The 15199-nt window shown below is 64.5% G+C and carries 15 protein-coding genes; 9 read left to right on the top strand and 6 right to left on the bottom strand.

Annotated features, from left to right (window positions below; genetic code table 11):
* Window positions 1–213 precede the first annotated feature (213 nt).
* On the top strand, window positions 214–1338 hold the full coding sequence (locus LB572_RS18365) for a DUF2333 family protein (RefSeq protein WP_140806761.1): 1125 nt from the start codon (window positions 214–216) through the stop codon (window positions 1336–1338).
* A 318-nt stretch (window positions 1339–1656) separates the two neighbouring features.
* Complete coding sequence (locus tag LB572_RS18360; RefSeq protein ID WP_140806760.1) at window positions 1657–3336, top strand: formate--tetrahydrofolate ligase; 1680 nt, start codon at window positions 1657–1659, stop codon at window positions 3334–3336.
* Between the two features lie 169 nt (window positions 3337–3505).
* Here the strand turns inward: LB572_RS18360 and LB572_RS18355 are convergent, their stop codons facing one another.
* From LB572_RS18355 to LB572_RS18345, 3 genes are all read right to left on the bottom strand, one after another.
* A complete protein-coding gene (locus LB572_RS18355; RefSeq protein WP_224668692.1) occupies window positions 3506–4819 on the bottom strand; it encodes a hypothetical protein in 1314 nt (437 codons plus the stop codon).
* Between the two features lie 15 nt (window positions 4820–4834).
* Window positions 4835–5050 carry a hypothetical protein gene (locus tag LB572_RS18350; RefSeq protein ID WP_224668691.1) on the bottom strand — a complete coding sequence of 72 codons (216 nt, stop codon included), beginning with the start codon at window positions 5048–5050 and terminating at the stop codon, window positions 4835–4837.
* A gap of 160 nt (window positions 5051–5210) precedes the next feature.
* A complete protein-coding gene (locus LB572_RS18345; protein ID WP_224668690.1) occupies window positions 5211–5852 on the bottom strand; it encodes a cysteine hydrolase family protein in 642 nt (213 codons plus the stop codon).
* A 125-nt stretch (window positions 5853–5977) separates the two neighbouring features.
* Between LB572_RS18345 and LB572_RS18340 the strand changes: the two genes are divergently transcribed.
* Entirely contained in the window at window positions 5978–6967 is a 990-nt protein-coding gene (locus LB572_RS18340) for a helix-turn-helix domain-containing protein (RefSeq protein ID WP_224668689.1), read from the top strand.
* Between the two features lie 60 nt (window positions 6968–7027).
* On the opposite strand, the gene LB572_RS18335 is transcribed toward LB572_RS18340, so the two are convergent.
* Both LB572_RS18335 and LB572_RS18330 read right to left on the bottom strand, forming a co-directional pair.
* Window positions 7028–7588 carry a cytochrome b/b6 domain-containing protein gene (locus tag LB572_RS18335; protein ID WP_224668688.1) on the bottom strand — a complete coding sequence of 187 codons (561 nt, stop codon included), beginning with the start codon at window positions 7586–7588 and terminating at the stop codon, window positions 7028–7030.
* A gap of 5 nt (window positions 7589–7593) precedes the next feature.
* Entirely contained in the window at window positions 7594–7860 is a 267-nt protein-coding gene (locus tag LB572_RS18330; protein ID WP_040989764.1) for a PepSY domain-containing protein, read from the bottom strand.
* 161 nt (window positions 7861–8021) lie between these two features.
* Between LB572_RS18330 and LB572_RS18325 the strand changes: the two genes are divergently transcribed.
* Together LB572_RS18325 and LB572_RS18320 are read left to right on the top strand one after the other, a co-directional pair.
* The gene (locus LB572_RS18325; RefSeq protein ID WP_224668808.1) at window positions 8022–8681 is read left to right on the top strand and encodes a response regulator transcription factor; all 660 of its coding nucleotides are present in this window, start codon (window positions 8022–8024) and stop codon (window positions 8679–8681) included.
* Complete coding sequence (locus LB572_RS18320) at window positions 8678–10027, top strand: ATP-binding protein (protein ID WP_224668687.1); 1350 nt, start codon at window positions 8678–8680, stop codon at window positions 10025–10027. Before LB572_RS18325 ends, LB572_RS18320 begins: the two co-directional genes overlap by 4 nt.
* On the opposite strand, the gene LB572_RS18315 is transcribed toward LB572_RS18320, so the two are convergent.
* The gene (locus LB572_RS18315; RefSeq protein ID WP_224668686.1) at window positions 10014–10571 is read right to left on the bottom strand and encodes a sugar O-acetyltransferase; all 558 of its coding nucleotides are present in this window, start codon (window positions 10569–10571) and stop codon (window positions 10014–10016) included. The genes LB572_RS18320 and LB572_RS18315 overlap by 14 nt on opposite strands.
* A gap of 145 nt (window positions 10572–10716) precedes the next feature.
* On the opposite strand from LB572_RS18315, the gene LB572_RS18310 reads away from it, so the two are divergent.
* The 4 genes from LB572_RS18310 (at window position 10717) to LB572_RS18295 (ending at window position 15155) form a co-directional block, all read left to right on the top strand.
* Complete coding sequence (locus LB572_RS18310; RefSeq protein WP_224668685.1) at window positions 10717–11178, top strand: DUF4126 domain-containing protein; 462 nt, start codon at window positions 10717–10719, stop codon at window positions 11176–11178.
* Window positions 11175–12551: an FAD-containing oxidoreductase gene (locus LB572_RS18305; RefSeq protein WP_224668684.1), complete on the top strand. Its 1377-nt coding sequence runs from the start codon at window positions 11175–11177 to the stop codon at window positions 12549–12551. Before LB572_RS18310 ends, LB572_RS18305 begins: the two co-directional genes overlap by 4 nt.
* Before the next feature lie 214 nt (window positions 12552–12765).
* Window positions 12766–13938, top strand: coding sequence for an MFS transporter (locus LB572_RS18300; protein ID WP_224668683.1), 1173 nt, complete (start codon window positions 12766–12768; stop codon window positions 13936–13938).
* 161 nt (window positions 13939–14099) lie between these two features.
* Window positions 14100–15155: a succinylglutamate desuccinylase/aspartoacylase family protein gene (locus tag LB572_RS18295; RefSeq protein WP_224668682.1), complete on the top strand. Its 1056-nt coding sequence runs from the start codon at window positions 14100–14102 to the stop codon at window positions 15153–15155.
* The last annotated feature ends 44 nt before the right edge of the window (window positions 15156–15199 follow it).

Here is a 15199-nt window from a genome sequence, read left to right as displayed (position 1 = left end):
TGATCCCGAAAAGTGGGAACCGGTTTCGGAGGAAGATCATGCTCCAACAAGGAGTTGGATCAGGATGACGTTTCAACGAAACGTCATCCTGATCAGAGCAATTCCAGGAAACGTGTAGGCGGTTTTCCGCCGGGAATTGCGCCAAAACAAAGGGTTAGGGCAGATCGCCGTTTCCCTTGAAACGGTGAACTGCTCTAAGGGGGTGCCACAGCCATGCTCGACCCGATCGTGAACTTCTTCACCAAGATCTTCCAATGGATAGGCCGCGGCATCGGCTTCTTCATCGGCGTCATCCTGTGGCCGTTCATGTGGGTCGGCCGCTGGTACGGCCAGCGCGGCTGGATCCTGAAGGCGGTGGTCGGGCTCGCCATTGTCGTGCTCATCGGCCTTTACGCCAATTTCTTCTACGCCACGCAGTGGTGGAACAATTTCGATCCGAGCTATCCCGACAAATACACCTTCGAGAAGCGCAACGTCTCGGCGGGCGAGCAGGTGTCTGCCGGCTCCGGCACCGATACGGCAAAGACCTGCGGCAATTCGGCGATCGCGCAGGTCGCGGCTGACCTGACCGACTTCAACGTCAACCAGAATGCCTGGATCTCGTCGATGATCCTCTACAAGCTCGGCTTGTTCGGCATCAACTGGGACGACACGCCCTGGATGGACAACAAGGCTTCCTTCCAGCGCGGCATCAACCAGGCGGTGCGGCGCACCGCGACCGAGCTTGCCGACAATCTCGGCCGCGTGCGCACGACCTCGCAGATCGACGCCGACCTGCAGGATGCCCGCGGCAATCTGCAGTTCGACGAATACACCTGGTATTTCGGCCTGAACCCGTTCGGCCCGAAGACGCCGACGCCAAGCTACTATCGCGACGCGGTGCGCAAGCTGCGCTCCTTCAACGCCCGCCTCGCCACTTGCCAGGCGACTTTCGACGCCCGCGCCGACAATCTGAAGCAATATATCGACCGCATCGCCTCGGACATCGGCTCGACCTCGGCCATCCTCAAGGAACGCGCCGAAAACCACAACAATGGCTGGTTCGATACCCGCGCCGACGACCGCTTCTGGTTCGCCTATGGCCAGCTCTACGCCTATTACGGGCTGATGAAGGGCGCTCAGGCCGACTTCGAGGACGTGATCAAGGAAAAGCACCTGCAGAGCCTTTGGGACACGATGGACGCGCAATTCGTCTCGGCGCTGCGCATCCAGCCCTTCATCATCGCCAATGGCCGCGAGGATGGCTGGCTCCTGCCGACACATCTGACGACGATGGGCTTCTATATTCTCAGGGTGCGCTCCAACATGGTCGAGATCAGCAACGTTCTGACGCAGTAGCGTCGCCTGGGGTCGACGCGGCGATGGTGGATTTGCGCCGTCGCTTCTGTCGCTTTTCGCGTATTCAGCGGCTGTTTTGAGACGGCGGAACGGTCTTCGCTCTGGCTTCTATACGCCGCAAGCGACCGGGGCCGAAGACCCGAGCAGGGTCGAGCCGGGAACAGCAATATTCTTTCTTTGCAGGAAACATAGTTGCATGAAAGTTGACGCCGCGGCAGCGACAGGGTTAGAACTTGCCCTTGCGTCCGCGCGGCGTTTCGAACATGCACAGATGATCAAAACCGCCCCTTCCACCGCCCAATCCAGAGGAAAGCCGTCATGGCCGAAGTGAAGTCCGACATCGAGATCGCCCGCGCCGCCAAGAAGAAACCGATCCAGGAGATCGGCGCCAAGATCGGCATCCCGAACGAGCATCTCTTACCCTATGGCCACGACAAGGCGAAGGTCTCGGCCGAGTTCATCAAGTCGGTGAAGGGCAACAAGGACGGCAAGCTGATCCTTGTCACCGCCATCAACCCGACCCCGGCCGGCGAAGGCAAGACGACCACCACGGTCGGTCTCGGCGACGGCCTGAACCGTATCGGCAAGAAGGCGATCATCTGCATCCGCGAAGCCTCGCTCGGCCCGAATTTCGGCATGAAGGGCGGCGCCGCCGGCGGTGGCCTCGCCCAGGTTGTGCCGATGGACGACATGAACCTCCACTTCACCGGTGACTTCCACGCCATCACCACCGCCCACAACCTGCTTTCGGCGCTGATCGACAACCACATCTACTGGGGCAACGAGCTCGGCATCGATACCCGCCGCGTCGCCTGGCGCCGCGTCATGGACATGAACGACCGGGCGCTGCGCGAGATCATCTGCTCGCTGGGCGGTGTCGCCAACGGCTTCCCGCGCGAAGCCGGCTTCGACATCACCGTGGCTTCCGAAGTGATGGCGATCCTGTGCCTCGCCACCGACCTCAAGGATCTCGAGAAGCGCCTCGGCGACATCATCGTCGCCTACCGCCGCGACAAGTCGCCGGTCTATGCCCGTGACCTCAAGGCCGACGGCGCCATGGCCGTGCTTTTGAAAGACGCCATCCAGCCCAACCTGGTGCAGACGCTGGAGAACAACCCGGCCTTCGTGCATGGTGGCCCGTTCGCCAACATCGCGCATGGCTGCAACTCGGTCGTCGCCACCACGACGGCACTGAAGCTTGCCGACTATGTTGTCACCGAAGCCGGCTTCGGCGCCGACCTGGGCGCGGAAAAATTCTTCGACATCAAGTGCCGCAAGGCCGGGCTGAAGCCGGCCGCGGCGGTCATCGTCGCCACGGTGCGCGCCATGAAGATGAATGGCGGCGTCAAGAAGGAAGACCTGGGCAAGGAAAACATCGAGGCGGTCAAGAAGGGCTGTGCCAATCTCGGCCGCCATATCGAGAACATCCGCCAGTTCGGCGTGCCGGCGGTGGTTGCCATCAACCACTTCTATTCCGACACCGAGGCCGAAATCCAGGCGATGAAGGACTATGTCGCCTCGATGGGTGAGGAGGCGATCCTATGCAAGCACTGGGCGCAGGGCTCGGCCGGCATCGAGGATCTCGCCAACAAGGTGGTGGCGCTCGCCGAATCCGGCGCTTCGCAGTTCGCGCCGCTCTATCCGGATGAGATGCCGCTGTTCGAGAAGGTCAACACCATCGTCCAGCGCATCTACCGCGGCTCCGAAGCCATCGCCGACAAGTCGGTGCGCGACCAGCTCAAGACCTGGGAGGAAGCCGGCTACGGCAAGCTGCCGGTCTGCATGGCCAAGACCCAGTATTCCTTCTCGACCGACCCGAACCTGCGCGGCGCGCCGACCGGCCATACGGTGCCGATCCGCGAGGTCCGGCTCTCGGCCGGCGCCGGCTTCGTCGTCATCATCTGCGGCGAGATCATGACGATGCCGGGGCTTCCCAAGTCGCCGTCTTCGGAAAAGATCTTCCTCAACGAGCTGGGTCAGATCGAAGGCCTGTTCTAGAGCGGTTCACCGTTTCACGGAAACGGCGAACCACTCTATCTCTTTGTTTTTACGCAATTCCGGACGGAAAACCGCTCACACTTTTCCTGGAATTGCTCTAAACATCCTTCGAGCTGGAAACGACCAAGGGCGCCGCCTCATCGCGGCGCCCTTTTTGCTTCGCCGGCTTTCACGCCACCGTGGGCGAGCCGAACTTCTTGATGCCGGCGACCGACATCGAAACGAACTGGTCGAGAATGGCGAAGAAGATATCCAGGCTGAAGCCGAACAGGAAAGCGAAGGTGAACAGGCTGAAGCCGATGCCGGTGACCTCGCCGCCGAGCTTGGTGCCGGGCGCCATGAACCAGGCGAGGATCATGCCGGCAAGCCCGCCGAGCGCGATGCGGTGGATGAGGCGCGACAGCGGCGGATTCGGCAGGAGCGGGTTCAGGATCATGCGCATGTGGAACATGATGCCGCCAAGCGCGCCGTAGAGCGCGGGCAGGATCCACAACGCATAAGGGCTGAGGACCTCGCTGAGCGTCTTGGCCTGCAGCGTCAGCGTCGAAATCGAATTCGGTGTGATGGTGATGACGCCTTCGCACTGCAGGTCGCGTGTCGCCTGGTCGAAATCCGCATTCACGTCTTCCGCCTGGCCGGCCGTGCCGGTGGCGCTTACGGCTTGCATTCCACCTTGAATGTCGCCGTTGTTCTTGCAATCGAAATCCGACTGCTTGAGCGGCTGGCTGTTCTCTGCCCCGCCTTGCTGTTGCGCCAGCGCGATTTGCTGACCGCAGAACTGATCTATGGCCATCTGCCTGGGGTTCGAGAAATCTAGCGGCGCGCCAGCCTTGGCCGGCGAAGCCGAGAGCTTGCAATAGCCCCATTGCATGCCCCAGAGCGGAAACGGCGCTTCCTGCGTCATGAACCCCTGCGCCCGCGCCAGCAGCGAGGAAAAACGCTGGTCGAGCGAATGCAGGCTGTCGACGGAATTGTAATAGGCGTCCTTCAGCAGCGTCAGATCGGTCGCCGACGCCTGCTGGGCGGTGGCCGAGCTCAATTGCTTCTTCGTCGCCCAGACCTGCCGGATCGACTGTCCGAACCGGGCGCTGAAATCGTTGTTGTCGATCTCCTGCAGTTCCGCGTTGATCGCAACGCCCCTGTTGTAGACATAGGTCAGCTTGCCGATGACGATCATCATCGTCACCGAGAGCGCGATGAGGAAATAGGTCGCGAGCGCGGTCCGCCGCGACATGTCGCCCGGCGACCAGCCGGTGCGCAGCGCTGCCAGGGTGGAAAACGGCACGGTGCTGGCGCAGTCGTTGAGCACCGTCTGGAGTTTGACGACCTCGGGCTGGCTTGCGGTCGCGTCATTGAGCTTTTCCGCATCGCCGATCGCGGCGAACAGGGCGCTGTCCTTGAACACGCCGTAGCGGCCATAGCCGGCAACCAGCTTGGCATCGGTAAGCAAGCCGGAGACAAGAGGATCGTGGGATGCCGTCATCTCAGCCTCCGACGACTAGCCCAGATAACCCGGCACGAAGCCATATTGCGACGGGCAGCCGCAGGGATAGCCGGGCGGCCCGGGCGGCTGCGCCCAGCACCAGAAGAACTGGGTGAAGCAGATCGTTCCCGGCGCATGCGGCGGGACTTGCGCGAAGGCCGGCCACGGCAGCAGCGCCGCGCCGCCGGCGAGGATCAGGACGACCATGGTTCGTGCAACGCGCGCCTTCAATCCAGCCCCCAAAGCCAACCGCGCTTACTCACATGCGCGGCGACTTTCCGAAAATACCGGAGCGACGTCCGTGAAATGGCTCACGCTCTTTCTAGGTATTGTCGCCAAAACAAAAAGGCGCCGTGTCTGGCGGCGCCTTTGCTGCTCGAAAGAAGCTCGGTCAGGCGGCGTTCCGCTGCAAGGCCCGCTGGTTCGACGCGTAGATCGTGTCGCGCTCCGGCAATGCGCCGGTCTTCAGGCAATCGATCCACTCGGCGGTCTTCAGCACCGCGGCGAAGCGTGACTGCAACACGATGCTCACCACCCGGTGTATGTCCTCGGCCGACGCGTAGCCGGCGCTGTTGGCATAGGGCACCGAGCCGCTGGCATCCGAAAGGAACTCGACGGCAAAGCCCATATGCACCGCGTGGATGATGGTCGAGAGATCGCAATTGTGGGTCATGTAGCCGACGACCGCGATCGTATCGATGGCGTTGGCGCGCAGCCACGCCTCGAGATCCGTGCCGGTGAAGGCCGAAGGCAGCGTCTTTTCGACATAGTGATCGCGGCCGCGCCTGGCGATCTCGGCATGCAGCTCGCCGCCATGGCTGCCCTTGGCGAAGATCGGCGAGGTCTCGGGCGCCATCTGCTTGACGACGACGATTTTGATGCCGGCCGCCGCGGCCGCGTCCATGGCGCGCGCAACATTGGCGACTGTCTCGGCGAAGGGCGGGTGCTGGATGGCGAGATTGCCGCCATTGTAGTCGTTCTGCACATCGACGACGACAAGCGCGCGGCGCGGCTGGGTGGCGGGAGCTGTCATGGCGGTTTTCCTTTCGACCGGGTTGATGGGTCAAAGCTAACCGGCCGCATCAGCGCCAGAAAGTGGCCCGATTGACATCATTCGAAAGAATTGGGACAATCGCCATTCAACCGGTGATGTCTGTCATGAACAATCCGATCGTTGCCGCCGTCGCCTTCGACGGCATCAGCCCGTTCCACCTCTCGGTGCCTTGCCTGGTGTTCGGCGCGGACCGCACCAAGCTTGGCCTGCCGCGCTTCGACTTCCGCGTCTGCGCGATGGAGGAAGGACCTGTGCATACCGATGCCGGGCTGAGCATCGTCGTGCCGCACGGACTCTCGGCGCTCGACGAGGCCGACATCGTCATCATCCCGAGCTGGAAGGATCTCGAGGCTCCCCTGGCCGCGCCGTTCGGGGAGGCGCTGCAACGCGCCCATCGGCGCGGCGCGCTGATCGTCGGCCTGTGCCTCGGCACCTTCGCCATCGCCGGCGCCGGATTGCTGGCCGGGCGCAAGGCAACGACCCACTGGGCCTATACGGACCGGTTGCAAGCGCTTCATCCCGACATCGCGATCGACGCCGACGTGCTCTATGTCGACGAGGGCGACATCATCACCTCCGCCGGCGTCGCCGCCGGGCTCGATTGCTGCCTGCACATCGTGCGCGCCCGTTATGGCGCGGAGGCCGCCCTTCGGCTTGCCCGCCACGTCGTGCTCTCGCCGCACCGGCAGGGCGGACAGGCGCAGTTCATCGAGCGCCCGCTTGCGCCGACACCGAACGCCGACCGGTTCACGCACGCTCTCGACCAGGTGCGGGCGACACTCCACGAACCGCACAGCCTCGACAGCGTCGCCGAGGCGGCCGGCCTCACGCGCCGCACCTTCACGCGCCGCTTCCAGAACTCGATCGGCACCAGTTTCGGCGACTGGCTCGCCGACCAGCGCGTAGCACTGGCGCAAAGGCTGCTGGAGCAGACCGACAAGTCGATGGACATGGTGGCCTTCGAAGCCGGCTTCGGCAGCGCCACCTCGCTGCGCCAGCATTTCGCCGTGCGGCTCAGGACCTCGCCGCGGCAGTACCGGCGCGAGTTTTCGAGGCGGATCGATCAGGACGAGCGCATGGCGCGCGCCTCCTGAGATGGAACGGCAAAGGGCGCCGCATCGACACGGCGCCCTTTGCATTCTCGAGCCTGCTTTTCAGGCAACGTCCTGCGGCGACGGCGCGTGCTTGCGGCCGGTGACCATCGCCCGAACCAGGTTCTCGCCATGGCGCAGGCTTGCCAGAACCACGCCGCCGACATGAAGCCCGATCAGCACCAGGATACCGTTGCCCAGAACCTTGTGCGCGTCCTCGACCCAGGCCACGCCCCACCAGGCGTCGGTGGTCTGCATCCAGCCGGTCAGCGCAATTCCCGCGATGCAAGCCACAAGCGCCAGCACCATGGCGCCGCCGGCAGGATTGTGGCCGAGATACCGCCTTTCACGGCCTCGCACCACGTCAGCGAGATACGAACGCACCGTGCGTGGCCCGCGCACGAACTGATCGAAGCGCGTATAGCCGGACCCGGCCAACCCCGCGATCAGGCGCGAGGCGATCAGGCCCCCGGCGCAATAGCCGGCCAATTCATGCACCTTCATGATTTCCCCGGAAGAAAGCCACGCCACGGCAACGCACAGAACCAGCGACCAGTGGAAGAGGCGAACATAGGGGCTCCAGACCCTGACGGAGGTTTCCTGCGCTGAAACGGTGGCGTTCATGCCGATCAACCGTCGTCGGAATCGGCGCCGACCGACTCGAGCGTCTTGGGATTGAACACGCCTTCCAGCCTCTTGCCGTTGGCGTCGACCGCTTTGGCTTCGTAGCAGCCGTTTTCGGTCTTGATGCTGCGGACCTTCCAGCCCTCTCCTTCGAGCTTCTTCTGCAACGCCTCGCGCGGCTGCCATTCGTTGGTTGGCACATCGCATCTGTCGCCGGCGAAAGCCGGGCCGGCTACAGTCAATGCAAGCGCGGTCAGGATCAAACCCTTCATGTCGATTTCTCCATCGGCCAATTCCGATGCTGGGGAACCTGGCTGTCGAAGCTGACAGCAACCTGAATGTTCTCTCCACCCAAAAGACCGCGGTTGGCTTTCATTCAGGCTGCTGTCAGTCTCGTGCCGCATGGGCCGGTCATTATCCGGCGGAGGCAACGATGCGGGTCCTGTTGATCGAAGACGATCGGGTGTTGGGGGAGGCTGTACGCGACCACGTCGCCGCCGATGGTCATGCCGTCGATTGGAGCGCCACCCTGGCGGAGGGCCGCGAGCACCTCCACGTCATTTCCTATGAGCTCGTGCTGCTCGATCTGCACCTGCCGGACGGAAAAGGCATCGAGTTTCTGAAGGCGCTGCGACGCGAGAACAACGATACGCCGGTGATCATACTGACAGCGCGCGACCAGCTCTCCGATCGAATTGAGGGACTGAACTCCGGGGCCGACGACTACCTGGTGAAGCCGTTCGATCTCGGCGAGTTGTCCGCGCGCCTTGCCGCCGTGGCGCGGCGCTACGCCGGAAGCCCCAACCCCCTGATCCGCCTCGGACCGGTCGAAATCGACCAGGCTCGCCGCGTTGTTGTCATCAATGGCAAGGAAACGATGCTGACCAGCCGCGAATGGGCCGTGCTCGACCAGTTCCTGCGACGGCCCGGTATCACTGTCGGCAAGGCCCAGATCGAGGATGCGCTTTACGCCTTCGGCGCCGAGATCGAAAGCAACACGGTCGAGGTCTATGTCAGCCGCCTGCGAAAGAAGATCGGCCGCAATGCGATCACAACGGTCAGGGGGCTGGGTTACCGCCTGGCAGCTCCATGAGAATATTTGACAGCCTTGTCAGCCGCCTCGTTGTGGCGCTTATCGTGGTCACCGTCGCGTTCGGAGTGGTTGCGGCAGCCACCGGAAGCTACACGCTGCAGCGCGAGATCAACGAAGCCATGGACAGCTCGATGCAGGAAGCTGCACGAAGACTGCTGCCATTGGTCATCGACGATCTGTTCGAGCGTGACGAACCCCAATCTCCGCGCAGGCTTGCGGAAGCCGTTTCAGAAGATGACGGCGGGAGACTTGTCTTCCAGGTGCGCAACGGCGAAGGGCGCGTGCTCATGGGTTCCTACAGCGCGCCAGTCGAGCCGTTGACCCAGGGCCTTGCTCAAGGTTTCTCGGAACAAGCCGGCTGGCGCGTTTACACTGAACCGGCCGTCAGTGGCTCGCTCTTCGTCCAGGTCGCCGAGCGGGACGCCCACCGTAACGAGGAAACTCTCGAGGCAGCGACCGGCTTCCTGGTGCCGATGATCATCCTGACGCCGCTCAGCGCAATCGTCGCCTGGCTGTCCTTGGCGCACTCGCTCAGGCCGATAGCCGCGCTGCGCAACGAGATCAAGGCTCGTCACGGCGACCATCTCGCGCCCATTCGCACCGAGGACCTCCCGTCGGAGCTTGCCGCCATAGCCACCTCCGTCAACAGCTTGATGCAACGCCTCGATATGGCGCTTGATGCAGAGAAGGAGTTCACCGCGAATGCCGCGCATGAGTTGCGCACGCCCATCGCCGGCGCGCTCGCGCAGACCGAACGGCTGATCGCCGAAGCGACCGACGAGGCCGGTCGAAAGCGGCCGCATCAGATCAAGGCGGCGTTGTCCCACCTCGCCCGCCTGTCCGAGAAACTGATGCAATTGGCGCGCGCCGATGCCGGTATCGCCGCCGGCGGCAAGGCGAGCGATCTCGCTTCGGTCGCGGCTTTTGTGGTCAGCGACTTCGAACAGCACGGTGAAAATCGCGGCCGCCTTCGCCTCGAAGCGCCTGCGAAAGGCAGGACGCAGGTTCCGATTGATCCCGACGCCCTGGCCATAGTCCTGCGCAATCTTATCGAGAATGCACTGCTGCACGGAGCTGAGAATACGCAGGTGGTCGTGCGTGTCGGCGATGACGTCGCGCTGAGCGTGATCAACGAAGGCCCGGTGGTCCCCGCCACGACCGATCTAGTCAAACGCTTCGAACGCGGCGCAACGCGCGCGGCGGGATCCGGCCTCGGGCTGGCGATCGTCAATCGGATTTTACAGCAGGTCGGTGCGACGCTGGTACTGAACTCACCGGCGTCTGGCCAAAAGGATGGCTTTGAAGCGACGGTCCGGTTCCAACCGCCTGGCGTCAGCGCCGCGTGACCACCCGTGCCGGGTTGCCGACGACGGTGGTGTTCGCTGGCACGTCGCGGGTCACCACAGCGCCGGCGCCGACGATGGCGCCCTCGCCTACGCTGACGCCGGCAAGGATCACGGCGCTGCCGCCGATCCAGGCATTGTCGCCGATCGTCACGGGCCTGGCGATCTCCAGTCCGGCCAGCCGGCCGGAAGCTTCGCGATGATGCTCGGCACAGTAGATCTGCACATTGGGGCCAAGCAGGGTCCCCTTGCCGATGCGCACCGGCGCGGTGTCGAGGATGGTGCAGCCGGCGTTGAGGAAGACGCCATCGCCAAGGAACAGGTTTAAGCCGTAGGCACAGTGGAACGGCGCCTCGATGCGCGCCCCCTCGCCCACGCCGCCAAGCAGCGCCCGCAAGGCGGGGCCCATATTGCCGCGCTGCCGGGGCGGCAGTCCGTTGTGCTCGAACACCGCATCGCGCGCGGCGACGCGCAGCGCCTCCAGCTCATCGTCGATGCAGGTATACCATTCGCCCCCCGCCATCTTCATGCGCTCGCTCGTCGTCATGGCGACATCTCCAGATATCCTCTTCCGCCAAGCATAGTCGCCAAAGCATGATCGATTGTCAGACAAAAGCCCCGTGGCCAAACGCAAGGCTTATGCTAGCCTGCCATTGCGAGACCATGCGAGTGTCTCATTGAGGGGGTCGATCATGCTTTACATTCTTGCACTGCTGATAGGCGTCATTGCCGGCCTGCGCGCCATGACCGCGCCCGCTGCCGTCGCCTGGGGTTCTTATCTCGGCTGGCTTCCGGTCGCCGGCACCTGGGCTAGCTTCATGGGCCACTGGATCGCCGTCGGCATCTTCACCATCCTGGCCATCGTCGAATTGGTCACCGACCAGCTGCCGTCGACGCCGAGCCGCAAGGTGCCGCAGCAATTCGGCGCGCGCATCGTGACCGGCGCCTTCTCCGGCGCGGTGATCGGCGCCACGGCCGGCGCCACCATTGGCGGCCTGGTCGCCGGCGCCATCGGCGCGGTGATCGGCACGCTGGGCGGCGCCGAAGCGCGCGGCCGGCTCGCCGCCGTCTTCGGCAAGGATCCGCCCGCCGCCTTCATCGAGGATGCAGTCGCCATCATCGGCGGCCTGCTGATCGTTGCGGCGGTCGCATGAGCGCTAAGAGCTTCGACGCCATCGTCATCGGCGCCGGCCAGGCCGGCCCGCCACTCGTCGGCCGGCTCGAGGCCGCCGGCATGAAGGTCGCGCTGATCGAGCGCAAATTCATCGGCGGCACCTGCGTCAACACCGGCTGCATGCCGACCAAGACGATGGTGGCGAGCGCCTATGCCGCGCATCTCGCCCGCCGCGCCGCCGAGTACGGCGTCGCGCTCTCGGGCCCCGTCGGCGTGGATTACAAGCGCATTAAGGCGCGCAAGGACAAGGTCACCAACGACTCTCGCGGCAATCTTGAAAAATGGATCGCCGGCATGAAGGGCTGCACGCTCTATCGCGGCCACGCGCGTTTCGTCACCGCCGACACGGTGCGCGTCGGCGACGAGCTGCTCACCGCGCCGAAGATCTTCCTCAACACCGGCGGCCGCGCCTCGGTGCCGAGCCTGCCGGGCGTCAACGACGTGCCCTATCTCACCAATTCCTCGATGATGGACCTCGATGTGCTGCCCAGCCATCTGATCGTCGTCGGCGGCAGCTACATCTCGCTCGAATTCGCGCAGATGTTCCGCCGGTTCGGCTCCGAGATTACGGTGATCGAGAAGGCGCCGCGGCTGACCGGCCGCGAGGACGAGGACACGTCAGCGGCCATCCTCTCCATCCTCGAGAACGAAGGCATCGCCGTCCATGTCGGCGCTGGCGACATCAGCTTCGCCAAACAAGGCCGCAACATCGCCGTCACCTTCGCCGCCGACAAGCCTGCGGCGGTGGGCTCGCATGTCCTGCTGGCGCTCGGGCGCGTTCCGAACACTGATGATCTCGGCCTCGACAAGGCCGGTGTCGCGGTCGACCAGCGCGGCTTCGTCGTCGTCGACGACCAGCTGCGCACCAATGTGCCGGGCATCTGGGCGATGGGCGACTGCAACGGCAAGGGCGCCTTCACCCACACCTCCTACAACGACTTCGAGATCGTCGCCGCCAACCTGCTCGACAACGATCCGCGCAAGGTCAGCGACCGCATCGAAGCCTATGCGCTCTATATCGATCCGCCGCTCGGGCGCTGCGGCATGACGGAGGCCGCCGTGAAGAAATCCGGCCGCCGCGCGCTGGTCGGCCAGCGGCCGATGACCCGTGTCGGCCGCGCGGTCGAGAAGGGCGAGGCGCAAGGCTTCATGAAGATCTTGGCCGACGCCGACACCGGCGAAATCCTCGGCTGCTCGGTGCTTGGGCCGGGCGGCGACGAGGCGATCCACTGCGTGCTCGACCTCATGTACGCCAAGGCGCCGATCTCGACGCTGGCGCGCGCCATGCACATCCATCCGACCGTCTCGGAGCTGCTGCCGACCATCGCCCAGGAGCTGAAGCCGCTGGTCTAAGCGGGATCAGGATGACGTTTCGTTGAATCACCATCCTGATCCAACTCTTTGTTGAAGCATGATCTTCCCCGAAAACCGGTTCCCACTTTTCGGGATCATGCCCTAGCGGCAGCGTTCTCCCGTTTCTGCATTGCTGCGTTGCAACAATGGCGCTTGTGCGCCGGGCATATCCGGAGCCAGTCTCGAATTTGAACCGATTCAGTCCGGACATCCCATGCCGCTGCCGATCCTAGCGCTCGCCATTGCATCCTTCTGCATCGGCACCACCGAATTCGTCATCATGGGGCTGTTGCCGGAAGTGGCGGCCGACCTCGGCGTCTCGATCCCGTCGGCCGGTCTTCTGGTCACCGGCTATGCGCTGGGCGTCGTCTTCGGCGCGCCGATCGTCGCCATGGCAACCGCCCGCCTGCCGCGCAAGCCCGTCCTTGTCGGCCTCGCCGCCCTCTTCGTCGTCGGCAATCTCTTCTGCGCCATCGCGCCGAACTACTGGCTCTTGATGGCGGCGCGTGTCTTCACCGCTTTCGGTCATGGCGCCTTCTTCGGCATCGGCTCGGTCGTTGCGGCGAGCCTCGTGCCGCGCAACAAGCGGGCAAGCGCCATCGCGCTGATGTTTGCCGGCCTGACGCTCTCCAACATCCTCGGCGTCCCCGCCGGCACGGCGCTCGGCGAGGCCTTCGGTTGGCGCGCCACGTTCCTCGCTGTCGTCGGCATCGGCCTGATCTCGGTCGCGGCCATCGCCTGGCTGGTGCCTTCGGACGTCGCGGAGCCCAGCGGCGGCGGCCTGGTGGGCGAACTGCGCGTCCTCGGCAAGCTGCAGGTCTGGCTGGCGATGCTGATCGCCTCGCTCGCCTCCGCCAGCCTGTTCGCGGTCTTCACCTACATCAAGCCTTACCTCACCGACGTCTCCGGCCTGTCGACGGCGACCGTCACCTGGGTGCTGCTCTTGTTCGGCGCCGGCATGACCATCGGCAATATCATCGGCGGCAGGCTGGCCGACTGGAAGCTGATGCCGACGGTGATCGCCACGCTGCTCGCCATGGCCCTGCTGTTCGTCATCTTCACCGAGCTCGGCGCCATCGCCAGCGTGGCCGTGGCCATCGTCTTCCTGTGGGGCATGCTGATCTTCATCGTCGTGCCGCCTTTGCAGATCCGTGTCGTCGAGGCGGCCGCCGAAGGTCCGAACCTGGCCGCCACGCTCAACCAGGGCGCCTTCAATGTCGGCAATGCCGGCGGCGCCTGGATCGGTGGCCTCGCCATCTCCTGGGGCGTGTCCTACGCCAACCTGCCGCTGGTGGGCGCGGCGCTGGCGCTTCTGGCCGTCGCGGTGGCCGTGCTGTCGCAGGCGCTCGACCGCCGGACGATCCTGCAGCCGCAGCCGGCTGAATAAGGCTCGGCGTCTTCGCCGTAGCAGGCTCGGCGTCTTCGCCGTAGCCAGGCTCGGCGTCTTCGCCGTAGCGGGCAGTTGCCCCACGGCACGGCCCGGGCTGGGCCACTCGACATCCCTGCCGCAAACATGCATTTGGGTGGCCTCTTCATTCGGAGGCCCCCATGCAGAAGACGATCGAGCGCATCGCCGGCGACGCCGACGGCACCGTCTACGAATTTCCGGTCTTGCGCTTCGAGGGCAAGGACAAGGCGGCTCCCTCCGCCTACCTGCAGGCGGCGCTGCATGCCGGCGAGCTACCGGGCGTCGTCGCCATCGACGCGCTGATGCCGATGCTTGCTAAGGCCGAGGTCGAGGGCCGCATCAGGGGTCCGATCACCATCGTGCCCTGGGCCAACCCGATCGGCCGCGCGCAATATCATTTCGGCGAGCACCAGGGCCGTTTCCACCTCGGCACGAGGACCAACTTCAACCGCGGCTTCCCGCTTCTTGCGGCGCCTAAGACCAGGCTTCTGCCGGATACGACGCTTGGCGGCGCCGACCAGCGGCTCAAGACGCGGCTGGTGCAGCTCTCGCTCGGCAGCGATATCGTGCTCGATCTCCATTGCGATGACGAAGGTCTCGCCTATCTCTACATCCACACCAGACTGTGGCCGCATATGGCCGACTGCGCCGCCGCCATGGGCATCGACGCGGTGGTGCTGTGGAGCGAGGACACGGACGGAACGTTCGAAGGCGCCTCGATCATGCCCTACCAGAACGTGCCGACGAGCGTTGCGCGCTTCGACAGGCGTGCTGTCACCACGGTCGAATATCGCGGCATACTCGACGTCGACGCCGCGCTGGCGGCCTCGGATGCCGAAGGGCTTTACCGGCTGCTGGTGACGCGCGACGTCATCCAGGATCCGTCGATCCAAAAATTCGAGACGTTTGCCGGTCCCGCCGTGCCGCTGGAAAACATCGACATGATGCCGGCGCCCAGGGCGGGCGCGATCCTCTACGACGTCAAGCCCGGCGACCGCGTCAAGAAGGGCGACCGTTTGGCGACGATCGTCCATGCGCCGGGCGAGATCGACGGCCGCACGGAGGTGTTTGCCCCGCAGTCGGGCTTTATCCTGACCCGCCGCTCGCGCCGCATCATCCGCGCCGGCGAGGATCTGTTGAAGCTGGCGGGCGACAAGAAGAGCGGCGACGCGCGCTCCGGCACGCTGGAGGATTGAGGGCCATGCGGGCCTCGGCGTCCGCGTGAAATCCAGTTGCGCCG

This window comes from Mesorhizobium sp. BH1-1-5 (genome assembly GCF_020165615.1).
In the GTDB taxonomy this organism is placed as follows: domain Bacteria; phylum Pseudomonadota; class Alphaproteobacteria; order Rhizobiales; family Rhizobiaceae; genus Mesorhizobium.
Note: the sequence above shows the minus strand (reverse complement) of the source record. Positions and strands in the feature narration are given on the sequence as shown.